The following is an 18,539-nucleotide window of genomic DNA, read 5'->3' on the forward strand; positions in this document are numbered from 1 at the left end:
CTATGTCACTCAAGGACCGATTCAGCGAAGAGTTGCGTTACCTCCATGAACTGGGGAACGACTTCGCCCAGGACAACCCACAACTCGCCCGCCTGCTCGGCAAGGGTGGCAGCGACCCGGATGTCGAACGCCTGATGGAAGCCTTTGCATTCCTCACGGCCAAACTGCGGCTCAAGCTGGAGGACGACCTGCCCGAGCTGACGCACCCCATGCTGCAGTTGCTGTGGCCCAACTACCTGCGGCCCCTGCCGAGCGCCACGATCATCCAGTTCACGCCGCGCAAGCAAGCGCTCAGCCAGTCGCAACCCATCGCCAAAGGCTCGCGGTTGTTCTCCAGCCCCGTGGATGGGGTGCCCTGCGAGTTCCGCACCTGCACGGCGGTGGACATTCACCCGTTCGAGATCGAGTCGGTGAATGCAACCCAGACACTCGACAGTTCGGTGGTTCGCATCGGCCTGCAAACCTTGGTCGAGCGGCCGCTGAACACCCTGGGCTGCGCCAGCCTCGACTTTCACCTGAGCGGTGACACCCAAACTGCCCGCACGCTGTACCTGTGGATCGCTCAATACCTCAAGCATGTCTGCGTGACAGTCAATGGTGGGGTACGCCGGCTGCCGGCCAGCAGCATCGTGTTCCCAGGCTTCAGCCCGGACGAAGCGCTGCTGCCTTACCCACAGAACGTCTTTGACGGTTACCGGATCCTGCAGGAGTACTTCGTATTTCCCGAGCGTTTCCACTTCGTCAGCATCACCGGCCTGGAGAAAATCTGGCCTGATCAAGCGACTCAGCGGGTCGGCCTCGAATTTCACTTCACCCGACAGTTACCGGATTCGCTGCGTGTCGGCAAAGCAGACTTCCGCCTGTTCTGCACCCCGGCAGTGAACCTGCTCAGCCACAGCGCCGAGCCCATCGACCTGTCCAACCGGCCCGCCCAGGTCGAGCTTGTGCCCAGAGGCAAGGAGCGGCACGCCTATGAAATCTTCAGTGTCGATCGGGTCATCAGCACCCGCACCACGACTGACGGAAGTACCGGTGAGCACCTGAGAACCTTCCGCCCCTTCGAGTCGTTCGCCCATGAGATCGAGCATGTGCAAGGGCGCACGGCGCTGTACTACCGCTACACACTCGAGGACTCCCTGCGCGGTGATGGCGTCACCCACCGCATCGCTTTCGTGCGCGCCGATGCCAACGCCTACATCGGCGAGCTGGAAACAGCGTCCATCGACCTGACCTGCACCAACCGCGACCTGCCGCTGGCGTTGGGTATCGATGACATCAACGTGCTCACCGAGATCACGCCGCCCCTGACCACCTATACCAACATCCGTGCCCCCACCCGCCCCTACCGGCCGGTGCTGGATGGCCAGTTGCAGTGGGCCCTGATCTCCAACATGTCGCTCAACTACCTGTCGCTGCTCTCGGCCGAGCCACTGAAAGCGGTCATCCGCGCTTACGACTTCGCGGCCTTGCACGACATCCAGCAGACACGCACCACCCGCAAACGCCTCGATGGCATCCGTGATGTGCAAACAGAGCCGCTGGACTGGCTGATCAAGGGCCAGCCCATTCGTGGCTTGCGCACGCGGCTGAAGCTGGATCAAAGCGCATTCCTCTGCGAAGGCGACCTGTACCTGTTCGGTTGCGTGCTCGCGCACTTCTTCGCCCTGTACGCCAGCATCAATTCCTTCCACCAACTGGAAGTGATCAACACCACCAACAACGAGCACTACACATGGCCAATCCAGACCGGCAAACAACCGCTGATCTAGCCGACAAGCTGTTCGCCGAGGCGCACCAGTACAACTTCTTCCAGTTGCTGGAACGCCTGCACGGCTTGCACGGGGATGACCTGGAACCACGCTGGCCAGATCAGGCCACCCGGCTGAGGGTGCGGCTTGCCAGTGACCCGCGGCTGAGTTTCCCGGTTTCCGACATATCCAAGGTCGAACGCATGCCCGGGGAAGCTGACCGCTACCGCGTGTGCACCACCTTCATGGGTTTGCATGGCACCGACTCGCCGCTGCCCACCTATTATCTGGAGCAGGTGGCATACGAGCATGCACAGGGCATCGGTGTGCGGCCGGCGTTCTTCGATTTCTTCAACCACTACCTGCTCAGCCTGCTGCATCGCATCTGGCGTAAATATCGCTACTACATCCGCTTTCAGCCGGGAGCTACCGATGGGTTCTCCCAGTACATCTTTGCCCTGCTCGGGTTGAATGACAGACAGTTGCGCGGGGACACGGCACTGCCGTGGAGCCGGCTGCTCAGTTTCGCCGGCGTCATTGCCAGCCGCAGCCGTGCGCCGGGCACGGTCGCCGGCATCATCGCCCACTGCTTCGACTTGAAGCAGGTACAGATCCGCGAGTTCGAAACCCGCTCGGTCCCTACTGCCGCCAAGCAACTGGTCAGCCTTGGCCGCAGCAACGGCGAACTGGGCAGCACTTTCATGGTGGGCAGCCGCACGCGAACACGCAGCAGCAAGTTCACCATCGTGATCAGCGAACTCGACCCAGCGCAATTGCATGACCTGCTGCCCAGCGGCATCAACTTCGGCCGGTTACGGGCATTGATCGACTTCCTGCTGCGTGATGGCCTGGCCTACGACCTGGAGCTGCGCCTGAAGCAGAACGCACTGCCGCCCTTTTGCCTGCACCGTAGCCTGGGTGCCTACCTGGGCTGGACCAGCTTCGTCGATGACCGTCACGGCCAGAGCAGCCCTGTGGTGCGGTTCCGGGGGCGCTCATGAGCATTTTGACCTTGAGCATCACCAACCTGGATCAGTTGCAACACAACGTCACTGCCCGACATCAGTTCGATCGCACAGGCGGCACCATCGGCAGCGCGACGGCCACCTGGCAGATCAACGACCGTGACCAGACCGTTGCACCGATCCATTGCGAGATCCGCTGGATCGAGGGCAGCTTCTGCGTCATCGATCGCTGTCAGCGCACCTACCTGAACGACAGCCTCCACAGCCTGGGGTCGCTTACCGCCAGGCGGCTGCTCGAGGGTGACCAGTTGCGCATTGGCGCCTATCGGCTGCAGGCCCAGCTTGCGCAGGCCGACGCACGCTCACTGGAGGACCTGTTCAGCCCTGAACAGAGAACCCTTGATCACTGGTTGCTGGATGTTCCACCCGAGGCTTGTCATGCCGCTGCAACCGCCCCCCAGACTGTCGCGGACATCTGCTCGGCATTCGAACCGGGCATGGGCAACGACCCCTTGGCGGCACTGGACACAGAGGCAGCGCCAGCGCAGCAGAGCCCACTGGAACACCTGATTGCAGGAGAGCGACCATGATGCGTCCAACATGCGTGGCCGCCCTGCTGACGGCGCTGATCGGGCTCTCGGGTTGCACCTCCCTGAGCAAGATTGGCCAGGTGGTGATGGACCCTTCATTGCCCGTCGGACCGCCCGGGGAACACCCCACCCAGGTCGCGTTCAGCATCAACGCCAGCCCAACGCTCAATGGCAACCCGAACAGCCTTGAGGTGGCGCCCGAGCCCGGGCCGGTTGTGGAGCCCAGCCCTTACGCGGTCAGCCTGAGTGCAGGCGACCCCTACGTGCTGACCGAGAAAGTCGGGGCCTTGTTCGAGTACCTGCAGGAACAATTCCCGGCCATGTCGCCTGTCGATTCGCCAGTTGACGATGGCGAGGATCCGGCGCGCTCCCCCATGGAAGAAAGTACCCCGGGCAGCTACGACGACCCGACCGTGGTGCTGACCTTGCCGCACACCACCACCGTAGCCGCCGAGCCCGTCGCCACGCCCATGGCCGTGAAGATCCTGCAACTGCGCGACGACTCTCTCTTGCGCAACAGCGTTTACGAACTGCTGGACAAGGACCCTGCCGAGGCGCTGCGCAGCACCTACATACGCGATGACGATTACCTGCTGCGCCCTGGCCAGTTCAAGTTCATCCCCTTTGCGCCCATCGAGGCCGAAACGCGCTTCGTCGCGGTGATCGCCGACTACCGGAACCAGGAAAACGCCACCTGGAGCCAAGTGCTGCGCATTCCGCCCCGCGGGCACCAGATCATCCTGTCGGTGTTGCTCAACGACACGCAGCTCCTGCTCAAGGAGGAAGACTGATGGCGCCTGTAACCCTGCCCTTCTCGCTTACTCACGCTGACATGGAGCGCTCATGAGTTCACGTAACCCTGTCCTGTGGCCGGAAGGCCTGTTCGTCAAACCACAGCATTTCCAGCAAGCTGCTCGTGCCGCCGAAGCGTCCCTGCATCAACGTCTTGGCAGCCTGAATGCAGCCTTCTATGGCTTCAGCGAGCTGCAGTTGAACGACGAGTATCTGAGCCTGGGCAAGGTCGCCATCACCCGTGCACGGGGTATCATGCCGGACGGCACGGTGTTCGATATCCCTGCAGACCTGCCACCACCGCCACCGCTGGAAATCGAAGACGACGGCGCGAAAGACAGCGAGATCTACCTGTGCCTGCCGCTGCGCACCGAAGGTGGCCGTGAAGTAAGCTGGCCCGATAACCCCGCCAACTTCCGTTACAGCGCCCAGGCCCTGGAAATCAAGGACACACACAGCGCCGACGGTGACCTGGTACAGGTTGACCTGGCGGTGCCCAACCTGCAGCTCAAACGCAAGGCCGACGACAGCAGCGCCTACACCCGCCTGGCCGTGACGCGCATTCTGGAACGGCGCCCCGATGGCAGCCTGCAACTGGATGAAGGCTTCTATCCCACCAGCGTTTCAGTGCGCGCCGTACCCGCGCTGCAACGGTATCTGGAAGAAATCACCAACTCCCTGCGCGAACGTGCGCGCAACCTCGCCGCCCGCATTGGCGCCTCAGGGCAGTCCGGCATCGCCGACATTCGCGACTTCAACTTGCTGCAGGCCATGAACCGCTGGTGGCCATGCTTCCAGCATCTGGCCAGGCAAGGGCAGACCCACCCCGAACAGTTGTACCTGTGCATGAGCCAGGCCTGTGGCGAGTTCGTGACGTTTACCGACGAGAGCCGGCTGCCGCAGGAATACCCCGCCTATCACCATACCGCGCTGCGCACCTCCTTCAAGCCGCTGGAGGACACGCTACGCCGGGCACTGAGCACGGTGCTGCAACCCCGCGCCGTTTCGCTGCCGCTGGAGACGCTGGAGTACGGCTTGCTGACAACCACGCTGGAGGATCGCCGCCTGATCGACGAGGCCGACTTCATTCTGGCAGTGCGAGCCAACATGCCGCCTCAGACATTGCGTCGAATGTTCGTGCAGAAAGCAAAGGTCGTCTCGCTGGAGTCGTTGAACGAGGTAGTGCCGCTGCAGCTTCCGGGGATTCCACTGGTGCCGCTGCCCGTGGCTCCTCGGGATCTGCCCTTCCATGCAGGCTTCACCTACTTCGAGCTGGACCGTCGTTCCCCGGCCTGGGCGGGCATGGAGGCATCCAGTGGCTTCGGTATCCATGTCGCAGGGGAGTTCCCGGGGCTGGAACTGCAGTTCTGGGCGATCAGGAGTGAATGAAATGAAAGAAGAAAACAGCCCCCCAACTGATGCCGAACAGGTCGAAAGCGAGCAACTGCACGCAATGCTCGAGGCGTCTTTGTCCAACGACTCACCCGCACCAGCAGCGGCTGATGGCGCTGAGCGAAAGCCGAAGGCAGAGCCGGTGTATGAAGGCTACCCGGCAGACCCAGATTTCCAGCTACGTGGCGGCTACGACAACCTGATGCTGGATGCAGCCGCGCCACTGTTCGGCCTGGTGATACGCCTGCGCACACTGGATGCCTTGCCCAACATCAAGCAGGTGCACCAGCAGGTGCGCAACCAGATCGAAAACGTGCGGGAAGAGATGCGCCAGCACGGCTACGAGCCCGCTCAGTTGCTGGCGTACTCATACGGTCTTTGCCTTTTCATCGACGAAGCTGTCATGGACAGGCCTTGGGGTAAAACCAGCTGCTGGAGCCAGGAACCCCTGCTCAGCATCTTCCACGACGAAACCTGGGGTGGAGAGAAAGTCTTCACCGTGCTGTCGCGCCTCATGCAGGAACCCAAACGTTACCAGGACGTATTGGAGTTCATGTACTTCGCGCTTTGCCTCGGTTTGAAGGGCAAGTACGCCATCGCGCCGAAGGGCGAAGAATCCCTCAACGCATTGATACATCAACTGCACGGGATCATTCGCGAGCTGCGCGGCCCTACGCCGGAGACCGTCTGCGATCCGTACACCAACGTCGCCCCAAGCAACTTCCGCATGAACCGGCAATGGCCGTGGTGGAGTCCGTTGGTCATTTCCGCCCTCGCCATGGCGGTGGCCTACGGCATCTACAGCTACCGCCTGCACCTCATTACCACCGAGGTGCTGGAGTCGCTGAACGGCATCTTGCAGCAGTAGCGAGCCCACACACGGCTCAACTGATTTCAAGGAATTAGCGAAGCGTTTGCTTCGTTGACAAGCCCATCGTTCCCGATGGCCACGCCACCCTGGGTGCGCGTGTTTATATCCACATGGACGCAGGAGAAACTGCCATGCCAACACCCGCTTACATCAAGATCATTGGTCAAACTCAAGGCAACATCACTGCTGGCGCATTTACCGCTGAATCCGTCGGCAATGTTTACCAGGAAGGCCATGAAGATGAAATCCTGGTTCAGGAAATCCAGCATGAGGTGACCACGCCTACTGACCCGCAGAACGGCCAACCCACCGGTCAGCGCGTGCACAAGCCGCTCAAGTTCACCAGTTCGCTGAACAAGGCCACGCCTCTGATGTATCAAGCGCTGGCCACTGGCGAAATGCTGCCGACCGTTGAAGTCAACTGGTACCGCACTTCAATGGAAGGCAAACAGGAGCACTTCTTCACGACCAAACTCGAAGACGCCACCATCGTCAGCATCAACACCGTGTTACCTCACGCTCAAGACAAGGAGAACGAAAACTACACGCAGCTGATCGAGGTTGCGCTGACCTATCGAAAGATCACTTGGGCGCACGATGTGGCCAATACTGAAGGGTCTGACGACTGGCGCGCACCCGCCGCCTGATATTTACGAATGCTCCGGGTGGGTATACCTGCCCGGACTTTGTATTACTTCAGACGGCGGACAAGGATTGCTTATGCCTAGCCAATCTGATTTGCGTTACAGCTTCCAGCCTTTAGTTGGAAAAGCTGAATTCGAAGTGGTGTCGTTCGAACTCCGAGAGGGGATCAGCATGCCCTTCGAGTTGGAGCTGAAACTCATCAGCTTCGAAAACGATATCGACTTCGGCCACCTGCTCGACAAGCCCGTACTTTTTACCATCTGGGACGGCGAACGCCCGGTGCGCTACGTGCACGGCCTGGTCAGCCGCTTCAGCCAGGCTGAAAGCGGCTTCTACCGCACCTACTATCACGCGCTGGTCGAGCCCCAGCTGGCCCGGGCCGACCTGCGCTCGAACTGGCGCATCTTCCAGCAAAAGACTGTCCCGCAAATTCTCGAGATGATGCTCCAGCGCCAGGGCATCAACCAGTACGAACTGCGCGCCAGCATGGACCATCAGGTCCGCGAGTTCTGCGTTCAGGCCGGTGAGACGGACCTGGCGTTCATCGCCCGCCTGGCTGCTGAAGAAGGCTTCGTCTACCGCTTTGCGCACAGTGAAAAGCTGCACAAGCTGATCATTACCGATCGGCTGCAGTCATTCGGGCTGATCAGCCATGGGACCATCAAGGCCGAGGATGACGACGAGGGCTTCTTTGATGTCGACGAGCCTGTAGACCCTGACAGCGTGCTGTACCAAGCCACCGGCGGTGGCGACCAAGCCATGCCGTGCCTTCGCCGCTTGCGCTACAGCGAGCAGGTGCGCACCGCTCGCCAGGTTCAGCGCGACTACACCTTTACCAACCCGGCCTACCGCCAGGAACACAGAGCTGCCGGGCCCTTCTTGGAGCATCAGTCCAAAGAGTACGAATTCTTCGATTACCCAGGCCGTTACAAACGCGATGCCGTCGGCAAGCCGTTCACTGAAAACCGCATCACTGCGCTCCGCCATGATGTCCGTATTGCCGAGGTTGAGGGTGACGATGTTCGCCTGCAACCGGGCCTGAGCTTCACCCTGACAGGTCACCCACGTGACGACCTCAACGCGCATTGGCGGGTGAACACGGTTACCCACAAAGGCAAACAATTCACCAGCCTGCAGGAAGAAGCCGCCGGCGCAGATGTAAGCACGCACTACGAGCAGACCGCCGTGCTGGTCCCCGGCCGGACCGAATGGCGCCCTGCCCCACTGTCAAAACCACGCGTTGATGGCCCGCACATGGCTACCGTGGTCGGCCCGAAGGGAGAAGAGATCTATTGCGATGAGTGGGGCCGGGTGAAGGTCAGCTTTCCCTGGGACCGTGAAAGCCAGAACAACGAGTTCAGCTCCTGCTGGGTGCGTGTGTCGCAAGGCTGGGCCGGTGGCAGCTGGGGCGCGATGGCGATCCCGCGCATCGGCCAGGACGTGATCATCCAGTACGTCAACGGTGACCCCGACCAGCCGATGATTACCGGGCGTACCTATTGCGGCGATCAACTCCCGCCCTACGACCTGCCCGACCACAAGACCCGCATGACCATCAAGAGCCAGACCCACAAGGGGGATGGCTTCAACGAGCTGCGTTTCGAGGATGAGCTGGGTCGGCAAGAGGTGTTCATCCATGCCGAGAAGGACCAGAACAACGTCGTCAAGCACAACGAAACCACTTTCGTCGGCAACGACCGCAGCGAGCGCGTCGATCACAACGAAACCATCTCCATCGGCGACCACCGCACCGAAGACGTTGGCAAGAACGAAACCATCAGCATTGGCGCCAACCGCAGCGTGACCATCGGCGCCAACAAGACCGAAACCATCAAGCTGGCCAAGGCAGAAACCATCGGTTTGGCCAAGGCCCTGACCATCGGTGCCGGATACCAAGTGAGCGTGGGCGCGGCCATGAACACCACTGTTGGGCTTAGCCAGAGCGAACAGGTGGGGATTCATAAGTCAGTGGTGGTCGGAAACAAGTTCAGCATCACCGCAGGCGACGAACTGAGCATCACGGTTGGCAAGGCCACTTTGGTGATGAAGTCCGACGGTACCGTGCTGATCAACGGCAGCAACTTTGACTTCAGTGCCACAGGGCCTGTGCAAATCAACGGCAAGGATGTCGATCTCAACTGAAGGGGGCAACCCGACATGGAATTTCGCAACCTGACGCCATTTGACGTCATGTGCTTCAGTGCGCTCGCGCCCGACGGACAGGAACATCCTGTCATCGCTATGAAGGTCGGATATCGACTCAGACCGATTGAGGGCTGTCTTGGTCGACTCCGGGCCGTCGTCATCGATGATGAACCACTGCCGCTGTGCATGGCCGACACTTATTACGCAGAAACCGGCAGCAGCTCCATCCTCGAAGAAAGCGACCTGGCGCCATTCAAGCCACGCTGCGATGTCATCGTCGTCGGCCATTCCTATGCGCCGGCAGGGCAACCTGCGACTTCGTGGCAGGCCGGTGTCCGTATTACATCAACCCGTCCCAAGCAAGTAATCCCTGATCCGCCACCTCCGAAGCGGGCGCCAAATGTTTACCTCACAGCCGATGAATTACAGGCGCACCAAGCAAGAATACTCGAGGTTCGACAACGCAACAGAGAGCAACTTACACCACACATATTGTTGGACAAGACCCTGCGCTTCACCGGTCCACGAGAGTTTCATCACAACTTTTTCGGCTGGCATCTCACCGACCCAGAGCTTGCCACACGCGTTCCTCTGCGCTGGGAACATGCTTTTGGTGGCGCCAGCCAGTTCGCCAACCCCGAATATGGGCATAGCCCCGATGCCTCTGAGTTCCTGATCAATGAAGTCTGCTTCAGTAATCCGCTGGGCTGTGGCTGGCTGGAACATCGCCATGAGAAGCTGCACTACGAGCAGACCGGCGAAAAGCTCGCCAGCCTGCCTGCACCTCAGATCGAGCATTTGGACGACCCAATCGAGCGGCTGCTGCGCTCGCGGCATCCATCTGGCCCGCTAAATGCCGCTGCCATGGCGGAGGTGGCGGCCTCTTATGGCTGCAGGCCGGCCGGCTTCGGCATCGTTGGCCGCGCTTGGGCACCGCGCTTGGCACTTGCTGGTACTTATGACGAAAGCTGGGAATACAACCACTGGCCGGGATTGCCACAGGACTTCGATTTTGGCTATTGGAACGGATCCCCGGTTGACCAGCAAGTTGCTTTTCCTACACCAGATGCACGCGTTGCCCTGTTCAACCTGATTGATCCATCCCTGAGCCAGGATGGGCAATGTGAAGTCCAGCTTCCAGGCCATCGCCCCTTCGTGCTCATGCGCATGACCAACGGCGTAATGCTGCCGCTGCCGATGCTCACCGACACATTGCGCATCGACACCGATGCCATGACCCTGTCGATGACGCACCGCATCAGCCTGCCCAGTTCGCTTGATATTCGCGTGCTCGAAGCGCGTTTCGAAACCAATCCCGACGCTCCCATCATTCGGCGCGCCCCACACCGCAGCAGGGAGCACGTCTGATATGGCCGATAACGTAATGGCTCGACAACAGACGAAATGGACGGTCATCAGCATCGCGCCAGACGTTTGCAAAACACCGATGGGCAGCAGCGTTCCACCCGTTCCCTATCCGGTCACGGCCGAGCTGGATACCAGCACCGGTGTAGCAAAGAGCGTTCGCGCCAATGGGCATCCGGTAGTCGTGTACAAGCGCAGCTTCACACCCAAAACCATCGGTGACGCCGCCGGCCAAGCCAAAGGCGTCAAGAGCGGTACCGTCGAGGGCAAATGCCACCCGTTGGAGCACAGCGGTTCCGTGCGGGCGGAAGGGCATCACTTGGTTCGCCATGGGGACCTGTTCTGGATGAATGGGAGCTGATGCCGTGAGTGAACAGCCCATTCAACTGGACACACTTGTCGTTCGGGTTCGCGAAATACCACTGCGTAAGATTCGAGGCGGACCGGACAGGATGTTCGTGCAAACCGATGGCACCGGCAAAGTCCTGGTCGACTTTGCCGACGGGGTGGACGTTTGGGGCAAAGCCCTTGAGCTTAACGAAGCCGAGTACGAAGCCGTGCGCCAGGAAGCCTTCCGTATGGAGCTGGCAGACCTGGATGACATTCCGACCTACACTGAGCTCTATCCTTCGTCGCGCAGTGGTGGCGCTGCTACCACGCCGAATGGCAATACGCTGGGTCGGGTGAACGGTGAAACACCTGCTTCCGGTAAAGCCGCCAATGACGCCAACACAGAGGTTGCAAGCGAAACACCGGCGGAAGGCGTTACGGGTGAAGAGATACTCGATGGTGTTCAGCTGGGGCTGGATATCGTTGGCCTGATTCCGGTGGTGGGCGAAATCGCCGATATCGCTAACGCGGGTATCAGCCTTGCTCGGGGGGATTATGCGGGCGCGGCGCTGTCCCTGGTTTCGGCTATTCCCTTTGCAGGGTATGTTGGCACTGCAGGCAAAGTCGTGCGACATGCGACAAAGGCAACGGCGGAAGCTTCGGCCAAGGCTGCGAAAGAGGTAGCCGAGCGCTCAACTAAAGAAACAGCAGAGAGGACTGCAAGGGAAGGCTCAGAGCAATTTACTAAACATGCCGAGGACATACCTTACAGAGGAAAAGATGGCGCAAAAGTAAATGAGCTTGTCGTCCGAGATGGTTCACACCTCGGACCAAACGGAAGACCAAAACCCAACAGCAGATACAAGACTGGAGAGCACGAATATATTTATGAAACCGACAACCTAGGTCGAATCAAAGAAGTAACAGCCAACGACCTTAAATTGACGAACAGGGAAAAACGACTTCCTCACAGCCCAAACTCGCCAGAAAAAATGAGCGGCGATCACGCAGGACATCTGATTGGCGATAGATTCGGCGGATCTCCCAAATTGGACAATATTGTAAGCCAATCAGCCTCTACCAATACCGGACCATACAAAAGGCTTGAAAATGAGTGGGCAAAAGCAATAAAAAATGGTAAAAATGTCTCTGTAAAAATCACCCCAAATTACTCAGGAGCATCATCAAGACCAAACAGTTTCACCATCGAACAAGTCATCAACGGAAAAACCAAAAGAGTCAGATTAAAAAATTAGAAGGCATAATCATGGAAAAAATCTTTGAAGATCATCTTTCCAAGATCCAAGCAGACATGGTCAGCATCGCACTAGAATATATCGAGCACAGGGCCGATGAAATTTACATCTATGCCGCAAACGAAGATGGAATAACTGCGTTCGATGTTCTTTATAAAATAAACGGAACCATAGTAGAAAAAGAAAATATAAATAGCGCCCTGAAAACAGGAGAACCCAAATATGATACATCAGAAAACAGAATGAACTCCATGCTGGACATAGGTCTCGACGACCTGGAAGCCCTTGAAGAAAAATGCAACGAGTTCAACCAAGAAGTACCTAGTGAAATGCGTATCCACTACGTCGTAAAAAGCAATGAAATGCGAGCAAAGCTCAGATACGATAAAGTATTTTCTGGAGACGCTGAATTAACACCGGGACACATATTCGACTCTTGGGTTCAAAGCATAACTCAAGGAAATTCTGCACTTTAGCTCAATCACCGATACCAATATCCATCTCGGCGCAGAAGATTCCTGTCTGCGCTGATAATGGATCAGGAGAGTTTTTTAAATCCACTAACGCAGCTAAGAGCGCCTGGGGTTTACCTCACGGTAGACGAGCTGCAAGCGCATCAGGCCCGGATCCTGGACAACTTATGACGAAAGCTGGGAATACAACCACTGGCCGGGACTGCCACAGGACTTCGATTTTGGCTATTGGAACGGAGCCCCGGATGACCAGCAAGTTGCTTTTCCTACACCAGATGCACGCGTTGCCCTGTTCAACCTGATTGATCCATCCCTGAGCCAGGATGGGCAATGTGAAGTCCAGCTCCCAGGCCATCGCCCCTTCGTGCTCATGCGCATGACCAACGGCGTAATGCTGCCGCTGCCGATGCTCACCGACACATTGCGCATCGACACCGATGCCATGACCCTGTCGATGACGCACCGCATCAGCCTGTGCCCAGCTCGCTTGATATTCGCGTGCTCGAAGCGCGTTTCGAAACCAATCCCGACGCTCCCATCATTCGGCGCGCCCCACACCGCAGCAGGGAGCACGTCTGATATGGCCGATAACGTAATGGCTCGACAACAGACGAAATGGACGGTCATCAGCATCGCGCCAGACGTTTGCAAAACACCGATGGGCAGCAGCGTTCCACCCGTTCCCTATCCGGTCACGGCCGAGCTGGATACCAGCACCGGTGTAGCAAAGAGCGTTCGCGCCAATGGGCATCCGGTAGTCGTGTAATACCAAGCATTTGTAGAAGCGGCACAACTCAAGGGCAGCGAACACTCAGAACGGAGGCTCACTGCCCTTCCAAATAACTAGCGCTATGGAATACACAATCTGTTCACCCTATAAAATTTCAGCATAGGCCTTCCCACCCGCTCCTTAAAAAATCGACAAAGGCATTCAAGTAGTTAAAAGGCTGAATTCGAAGTGGTGTCGTTCAAAGTTTGCCCGGGCGTTGGAGCTAGCCAAAAAATCTCGCCAACGTCTGACCAAAAGTCAGATTGATGCATTAAAAGGAAAAATTGAACGCCACGCACAAGCAGTCAGCGTTCCAGTAGAGATCCACCGTATAGGCATAACGAACAGCAATCCTGAAAATAAAAATACCCTGGGGATTTACAAAGTATTGCGAAAGACGAGAGCAGAAACCATCGAGAAAACATGAGACGAAGCGATAAAAATCATCGCTGCCTTGGCGCCCTCCAAAAAAGCAACTGGAGAAATAGGCAAAATCACGGACAAGCAGTATGATGATTTTCTTGAAAAATCAATTAAAGACTCGGTGAGAGGTTCAAGAACAACCAACCCATGGAAAGGCATACTCTAGGAGCAGAAAAATGAACCACCCAACATTTGAAGAATTCGCTTGCGCAATAAATAAAAATTCAGAATCCGCCGAACTCAACCTTGTATTTTCAAAGATTGGCATTACAGTCCAAAACCTTCACGACTATAAACTTGATGTCCCAAGACAGCGTTTATGGTCAGACGATGCTGCGGCTCTGCAACTAGAATTCAAGGACGTCGGAATACTGAATGAAATTCCCTATCATGATATTGATGAAGGTCCTTGGGTGCTAACCGATGTTATCTTTTGGGGCTGGCAAAGAGAGACAAACTCCTACTACACAGGCCCCCTACCATACGAACTAAACTTCCAATTAAATCGAGACTCAATCAGAGACAAGCTGCTCAAGAAACTGGGGAAACCTAGCGTATACGGAATCTCAGACAACGTCGATGTATGGACACTGGAAACAATCGAGATGGCTATCGATTACGATGGAGAAAAGGGAATACGCTGCATTAGCCTTGGACTCCCCCCAGACTGATTAACCAGCAGCATCTAGGCTCTGTACGAAAAGAGATATCGCAAACACCGCATGGAACAAGCTAGCGAGACCATGGCGGCATAGCTTTTCGCGAGCTTGTCGAAGCGTGTCACGATCCGGCGGTTCTCTTTCAGCCAGCCAAACATGCGTTCGGATGTTGCGCTGTCGATACTTGGGCCGATCAAACAGTCTGGGTAAGCCAGGCTTGGGCTTGCGCTTCATCGAGCGCATCGGAATGACGGGCTGCACTGTCAGGCCACCGCGACTGCGGCCTAGAGCGTGATCGGCAGGCTCGTCAGCCCCCCTTTTTTCCCGGCGCCAGAAGAGGCTCGGGCTGCTTGTACAGCAGCTGAGTCGATCATCCAGGTTTGCAAATCGATCAAGCCTCGCTCATTCAATCTCAGGTGCAAGCGTTTGAGCATCTGATCGAATGTGCCCTGCTTTCGCCAACCACGGAACCGTTGATACACAGTTGACCATGGGCCCAAGCGTTCCGGCATATGTCGCCACGCTGCGCCCGAACAGAGTATCCAGAGCACGCCAGCGAGCATCAGGCGGTCGCTCAGGCGGGCTGCCCGCGGCCATGGCTTTCAGTGATGAGATCGGCGACCACAGTCCAAGCCTCATCCTAGAGTTCGTAACGCTTTGCCATCACAGAATGCCTTTCCGTCGATGCGGGCGGACTCTGCAGTTTCAGCGTTCGAGGGGCGGTGATTGGGTTACTTGGGATTTCGTACAAAGCCTGGAAAGGCCCGAATGCCCATGGATCCTGATGGATCTGACTGAAACGAAAAAAGACGCCGAAGCGTCTTTTTTCAATGATCTACAGACTTTCATGAAACCCTGTAAATCTATATTTGGAGCGGGAAACGAGACTCGAACTCGCGACCCCGACCTTGGCAAGGTCGTGCTCTACCAACTGAGCTATTCCCGCGTCGTGATGGGTGCCATTCTAGCGATTTCTAAAACAGCGTCAACCCCTTGATTCAAAAAAACTTTTATTTCTGCTCAGAGCCTTCGCGCAGGTGCGGCCAGGCGGCCAGCAGGTAGTGCACCATCGACCACAGGGTCAGCCCCGCCGCCACCAGCAGCAGCGCGTAACCGAGGATTACCCAGAAGGTCACCGCCGGCGGGTTGCCCAGCAGGATCACCAGCGCCAGCATCTGTGCCGCGGTTTTCCACTTGCCAAGGTTGGACACCGCCACATGCGCGCGCGCGCCCAGCTCGGCCATCCACTCGCGCAGCGCCGAAACCACGATCTCGCGGCCGATGATCACCGCAGCCGGCAGGGTCAGCCAGAAGTTGGCGTGGGTCTGCACCAGCAGCACCAGGGCCACCGCCACCATCAGCTTGTCGGCCACAGGGTCTAGGAAGGCACCGAACGGCGTGCTCTGCTGCAGGCGGCGCGCCAGGTAGCCGTCCAGCCAGTCGGTGGCGGCGGCAACGGCGAACACGCTGCTGGCGGCCATGTAGCTCCAGTGATAGGGCACATAGAACAGCAGGATGAAGATCGGGATGAGCAGGACGCGTAGAACGGTGAGCAGGTTTGGAATATTCATCGGTACGACTGGCCGCAAGTTGAGCCCGCATTCTACTCGCTATGCAGGCTGGCATAAATCGACTCGGCAAGCTTTTTACTGATGCCGGGTGCTTTGGCGATCTCATCGACACTGGCGCGGTTGAGCTCCTGCAGGCCGCCGAAATGTTTCAGCAGGTCGCGCCGGCGCTTGGGCCCTACCCCTGCCACATCCTCCAGGCTGGACACCCGGCGGGCCTTGCCGCGGCGGGCGCGGTGGCCGGTGATGGCGAAACGGTGGGCCTCGTCGCGAATCTGCTGGATCAGGTGCAAGGCCGGTGAGTCGCCCTTGAGGGTGAACTCATGGTGCACGTCGTTCAGGTACAGGGTTTCGAAACCGGCCTTGCGCGTCACGCCCTTGGCCACGCCAAGCAGGGTCAAGTCGCTGAAGCCCAGCTCCTGCATCACGTCACGGGCCATGTTTAGCTGGCCTTTGCCGCCGTCCACCAGCAGCACGTCGGGCAGCTTGCCCTCGCCATCCTTGATGCGCCCGTAGCGGCGGGTCAGGGCCTGGTGCATGGCGGCGTAGTCGTCACCAGCGGTGACGCCTTCGATGTTGAAGCGGCGGTAGTCGGACTTGAGCGGGCCTTCGGGGCCGAACACCACGCAGCTGGCCACGGTGGCTTCGCCGCTGGAATGGCTGATGTCGTAGCACTCCAGGCGCTGCGGCACCTCGTCCAGGCCCAGCACCTCGGCCAGGGCCTCGAAACGTGCGGCCATGTGCTGGCGGTTGGCCAGGCGGGCATTGAGCGCCTGCTCGGCGTTGGTCACCGCCAGCTGCTGCCAGCGGGCGCGGGTACCGCGTACCCGGTGGCTGATGGTCAGCTCGCGGCCGCGCAGGGTCTGCAGGGCTTCGCTGATGGCGGCGAAGTCTTCGTGCACCACGTTGACGATCAGTTCGCCCGGCAGTTCGCGCTCGGCATTGCCCAGGTAGTACTGGGAAAGGAACGCGGCCATCACTTCGGCCACTTCCTCCTCGATGCCTACCTGCGGGAAGAAGTTCTTGCTACCCAGCACCCGCCCGCCGCGCACGCTGATCAGGTGCACGCAGGCGCCGCCGGGGTTGACGAAGGCGGCGATAACGTCGACGTCGCCGCTGCCGCCTTCGATGTACTGCTGGTCCTGGACGCGGCGCAGCAAGGCGATCTGGTCGCGCAACTCGGCGGCCTTCTCGAAATTGAGGGACATGGCGGCCTTCTCCATCTCGGCATTGAGCTCGTTGCCCAGTTGCTGGCTACGCCCTTCGAGGAACATCACCGAGTGGCGCACATCCTCGGCATATTCCTCGGCGGTCACCAGGCCCGTGCAGGGCCCTTTGCAGCGTTTGATCTGGTACTGCAGGCATGGCCGGGTGCGGTTGGCGTAGTAGCTGTCTTCGCACTGGCGCACCGAAAAGGCCTTTTGCAGCAGGCTGAGGCTTTCGCGAATGGCGCCGGCGCTGGGGTACGGGCCAAAGTAGCGGCCCTTGGCCTTCTTCGCCCCACGGTGAATGCCCAGCCGCGGGAACTCGCCGTCGGAAAGGAACACGTAGGGGTAGGATTTGTCATCGCGCAGCAGGATGTTGTACGGCGGCCGCCACTCCTTGATCAGGTTCTGCTCAAGCAGCAGCGCCTCGGTTTCGTTGGCGGTGATGGTGGTTTCGACCTGGGCGATGCGGGCCACCAGCGCGGCGGTCTTGGGCGCCAGGCCGGTCTTGCGGAAATAGCTGGCCAGGCGCTTCTTGAGGTTTTTGGCCTTGCCCACGTAAAGCAGCCGGGCTTCGCCGTCGAACATCCGGTAGACGCCCGGGCGACCACTGCAGGTAGCCAGGAATGCGCTGGCATCGAAAACTTGGGACATGAGGTTTTACAGGCTTGCGTCGACCATACCGTGGCGAACGGCCAGCAAGGTCAGTTCGACGTCGCTGGTGACCGAGAGTTTTTCAAAGATCCGATAACGGTAAGTATTGACGGTCTTGGGCGAGAGGCACAACTTGTCGGAGATGATCTGCACTTTCTGGCAGCCGACGATCATCAGGGCAATCTGGATTTCCCGCTCCGACAAGGCATCGAACGGCGAGCCCTGTGGCTGGAATGGCTTCAGCGCCATCTGCTGGGCAATCTGGGGGCTGATGTAGCGCTGGCCGGCGAAGGCCAGGCGGATGGCCTGGACCATTTCGTCAAGGCCGGCGCCCTTGGTCAGGTAGCCAGCAGCGCCGGCCTGCAGCAGGCGCGTGGGGAACGGGTCTTCCTCGCACACGGTCACGGCAACCACCTTGATGTCCGGGTGGCTGCGCAGCAGCTTGCGGGTGGCCTCCAGGCCGCCGATGCCGGGCATTTTCACGTCCATCAGCACCACATCCGGCTTCAGTTCACGGGCCAGCCTGAGCGCCGACTCGCCCGAATCGCCCTCACCCACCACCTGCAGGCCATCGATGTCGGCCAGCATGCGTGTAATACCGGTTCGTACCAGATCGTGATCGTCGACCACTAAGACCCTAATCAAGCACACACCTCGTCAGCAGGGCGATTGGATCCCGCCACCTTAAC

Annotated in this window: 18 protein-coding genes, 1 tRNA gene and 1 pseudogene; 15 read left to right on the top strand and 5 right to left on the bottom strand. The window is 58.7% G+C overall.

All coding sequences use genetic code 11. The features are described 5' to 3' along the window. Positions 1-2 precede the first annotated feature (2 nt). The 15 genes from tssF to ABNP31_RS17230 all read left to right on the top strand — a co-directional run bounded on the left by tssF (position 3) and on the right by ABNP31_RS17230 (position 14,435). Positions 3-1,769, top strand: a complete 1,767-nt coding sequence (tssF, locus tag ABNP31_RS17160) for a type VI secretion system baseplate subunit TssF (RefSeq protein WP_350012575.1) — start codon at positions 3-5, stop codon at positions 1,767-1,769. After that, a complete protein-coding gene (gene tssG, locus ABNP31_RS17165) occupies positions 1,733-2,749 on the top strand; it encodes a type VI secretion system baseplate subunit TssG (protein WP_350012576.1) in 1,017 nt (338 codons plus the stop codon). The genes tssF and tssG overlap by 37 nt, the downstream gene beginning before the upstream one ends. Beyond that, complete coding sequence (locus ABNP31_RS17170; protein WP_350012577.1) at positions 2,746-3,303, top strand: FHA domain-containing protein; 558 nt, start codon at positions 2,746-2,748, stop codon at positions 3,301-3,303. The genes tssG and ABNP31_RS17170 overlap by 4 nt, the downstream gene beginning before the upstream one ends. Beyond that, positions 3,300-4,094 carry a type VI secretion system lipoprotein TssJ gene (gene tssJ, locus ABNP31_RS17175; protein WP_350012578.1) on the top strand — a complete coding sequence of 265 codons (795 nt, stop codon included), beginning with the start codon at positions 3,300-3,302 and terminating at the stop codon, positions 4,092-4,094. The genes ABNP31_RS17170 and tssJ overlap by 4 nt, the downstream gene beginning before the upstream one ends. 52 nt (positions 4,095-4,146) lie before the next feature. Further along, entirely contained in the window at positions 4,147-5,484 is a 1,338-nt protein-coding gene (gene tssK, locus ABNP31_RS17180) for a type VI secretion system baseplate subunit TssK (RefSeq protein ID WP_350012579.1), read from the top strand. A 1-nt stretch (position 5,485) separates the two neighbouring features. Next, the gene (icmH, locus tag ABNP31_RS17185; RefSeq protein ID WP_350012580.1) at positions 5,486-6,355 is read left to right on the top strand and encodes a type IVB secretion system protein IcmH/DotU; all 870 of its coding nucleotides are present in this window, start codon (positions 5,486-5,488) and stop codon (positions 6,353-6,355) included. 134 nt (positions 6,356-6,489) lie between these two features. After that, positions 6,490-7,005 (top strand): Hcp family type VI secretion system effector, encoded by a 516-nt coding sequence (locus tag ABNP31_RS17190; RefSeq protein ID WP_025339902.1) that lies wholly within the window; start codon positions 6,490-6,492, stop codon positions 7,003-7,005. A 73-nt stretch (positions 7,006-7,078) separates the two neighbouring features. Then, positions 7,079-9,145 (top strand): type VI secretion system Vgr family protein, encoded by a 2,067-nt coding sequence (locus ABNP31_RS17195; protein WP_350012581.1) that lies wholly within the window; start codon positions 7,079-7,081, stop codon positions 9,143-9,145. Positions 9,146-9,160: 15 nt separating this feature from the next. Continuing rightward, complete coding sequence (locus tag ABNP31_RS17200) at positions 9,161-10,516, top strand: DUF2169 family type VI secretion system accessory protein (RefSeq protein ID WP_350012582.1); 1,356 nt, start codon at positions 9,161-9,163, stop codon at positions 10,514-10,516. A gap of 1 nt (position 10,517) precedes the next feature. Continuing rightward, complete coding sequence (locus ABNP31_RS17205; RefSeq protein ID WP_135002454.1) at positions 10,518-10,874, top strand: DUF4150 domain-containing protein; 357 nt, start codon at positions 10,518-10,520, stop codon at positions 10,872-10,874. 4 nt (positions 10,875-10,878) lie between these two features. Next, positions 10,879-12,099, top strand: coding sequence for a DNA/RNA non-specific endonuclease (locus tag ABNP31_RS17210; protein ID WP_350012583.1), 1,221 nt, complete (start codon positions 10,879-10,881; stop codon positions 12,097-12,099). An 11-nt stretch (positions 12,100-12,110) separates the two neighbouring features. Then, the gene (locus ABNP31_RS17215; RefSeq protein ID WP_350012584.1) at positions 12,111-12,575 is read left to right on the top strand and encodes a hypothetical protein; all 465 of its coding nucleotides are present in this window, start codon (positions 12,111-12,113) and stop codon (positions 12,573-12,575) included. Between the two features lie 199 nt (positions 12,576-12,774). Further along, positions 12,775-13,338, top strand: coding sequence for a DUF2169 domain-containing protein (locus ABNP31_RS17220; RefSeq protein WP_350013425.1), 564 nt, complete (start codon positions 12,775-12,777; stop codon positions 13,336-13,338). A 220-nt stretch (positions 13,339-13,558) separates the two neighbouring features. Next, positions 13,559-13,768 (top strand): hypothetical protein, encoded by a 210-nt coding sequence (locus tag ABNP31_RS17225; RefSeq protein WP_350012585.1) that lies wholly within the window; start codon positions 13,559-13,561, stop codon positions 13,766-13,768. Between the two features lie 172 nt (positions 13,769-13,940). After that, the gene (locus ABNP31_RS17230; protein ID WP_350012586.1) at positions 13,941-14,435 is read left to right on the top strand and encodes a hypothetical protein; all 495 of its coding nucleotides are present in this window, start codon (positions 13,941-13,943) and stop codon (positions 14,433-14,435) included. A gap of 14 nt (positions 14,436-14,449) precedes the next feature. On the opposite strand, the pseudogene ABNP31_RS17235 reads toward ABNP31_RS17230, so the two are convergent. The 5 genes and pseudogenes from ABNP31_RS17235 to gacA form a co-directional block, all read right to left on the bottom strand. Beyond that, positions 14,450-15,048 (bottom strand): annotated as a pseudogene (locus ABNP31_RS17235) (transposase). A 245-nt stretch (positions 15,049-15,293) separates the two neighbouring features. Beyond that, positions 15,294-15,369, bottom strand: a tRNA-Gly gene (locus tag ABNP31_RS17240). A gap of 64 nt (positions 15,370-15,433) precedes the next feature. Then, the gene (gene pgsA / locus ABNP31_RS17245; protein ID WP_025339908.1) at positions 15,434-15,994 is read right to left on the bottom strand and encodes a CDP-diacylglycerol--glycerol-3-phosphate 3-phosphatidyltransferase; all 561 of its coding nucleotides are present in this window, start codon (positions 15,992-15,994) and stop codon (positions 15,434-15,436) included. A 32-nt stretch (positions 15,995-16,026) separates the two neighbouring features. After that, positions 16,027-17,850, bottom strand: coding sequence for an excinuclease ABC subunit UvrC (gene uvrC / locus ABNP31_RS17250; RefSeq protein WP_238066623.1), 1,824 nt, complete (start codon positions 17,848-17,850; stop codon positions 16,027-16,029). Positions 17,851-17,856: 6 nt separating this feature from the next. Beyond that, positions 17,857-18,495, bottom strand: coding sequence for a response regulator transcription factor GacA (gene gacA / locus ABNP31_RS17255; RefSeq protein WP_015271036.1), 639 nt, complete (start codon positions 18,493-18,495; stop codon positions 17,857-17,859). Positions 18,496-18,539: the final 44 nt, after the last annotated feature.

The organism is Pseudomonas asiatica (assembly GCF_040214835.1).
Taxonomy (GTDB): Bacteria; Pseudomonadota; Gammaproteobacteria; order Pseudomonadales; family Pseudomonadaceae; genus Aquipseudomonas; species Aquipseudomonas putida_Z.

Coding starts and splice junctions, on each gene's coding strand:
- icmH (WP_350012580.1), top strand. CDS start 5,486: ATGAAAGAAGAAAACAGCCCCCCAACTGATGCCGAACAGGTCGAAAGC.
- uvrC (WP_238066623.1), bottom strand. CDS start 17,850: ATGTCCCAAGTTTTCGATGCCAGCGCATTCCTGGCTACCTGCAGTGGT.
- tssG (WP_350012576.1), top strand. CDS start 1,733: ATGGCCAATCCAGACCGGCAAACAACCGCTGATCTAGCCGACAAGCTG.
- ABNP31_RS17205 (WP_135002454.1), top strand. CDS start 10,518: ATGGCCGATAACGTAATGGCTCGACAACAGACGAAATGGACGGTCATC.
- ABNP31_RS17200 (WP_350012582.1), top strand. CDS start 9,161: ATGGAATTTCGCAACCTGACGCCATTTGACGTCATGTGCTTCAGTGCG.
- tssK (WP_350012579.1), top strand. CDS start 4,147: ATGAGTTCACGTAACCCTGTCCTGTGGCCGGAAGGCCTGTTCGTCAAA.
- ABNP31_RS17195 (WP_350012581.1), top strand. CDS start 7,079: ATGCCTAGCCAATCTGATTTGCGTTACAGCTTCCAGCCTTTAGTTGGA.
- pgsA (WP_025339908.1), bottom strand. CDS start 15,994: ATGAATATTCCAAACCTGCTCACCGTTCTACGCGTCCTGCTCATCCCG.
- ABNP31_RS17170 (WP_350012577.1), top strand. CDS start 2,746: ATGAGCATTTTGACCTTGAGCATCACCAACCTGGATCAGTTGCAACAC.
- ABNP31_RS17230 (WP_350012586.1), top strand. CDS start 13,941: ATGAACCACCCAACATTTGAAGAATTCGCTTGCGCAATAAATAAAAAT.
- ABNP31_RS17215 (WP_350012584.1), top strand. CDS start 12,111: ATGGAAAAAATCTTTGAAGATCATCTTTCCAAGATCCAAGCAGACATG.
- ABNP31_RS17190 (WP_025339902.1), top strand. CDS start 6,490: ATGCCAACACCCGCTTACATCAAGATCATTGGTCAAACTCAAGGCAAC.
- tssF (WP_350012575.1), top strand. CDS start 3: ATGTCACTCAAGGACCGATTCAGCGAAGAGTTGCGTTACCTCCATGAA.
- tssJ (WP_350012578.1), top strand. CDS start 3,300: ATGATGCGTCCAACATGCGTGGCCGCCCTGCTGACGGCGCTGATCGGG.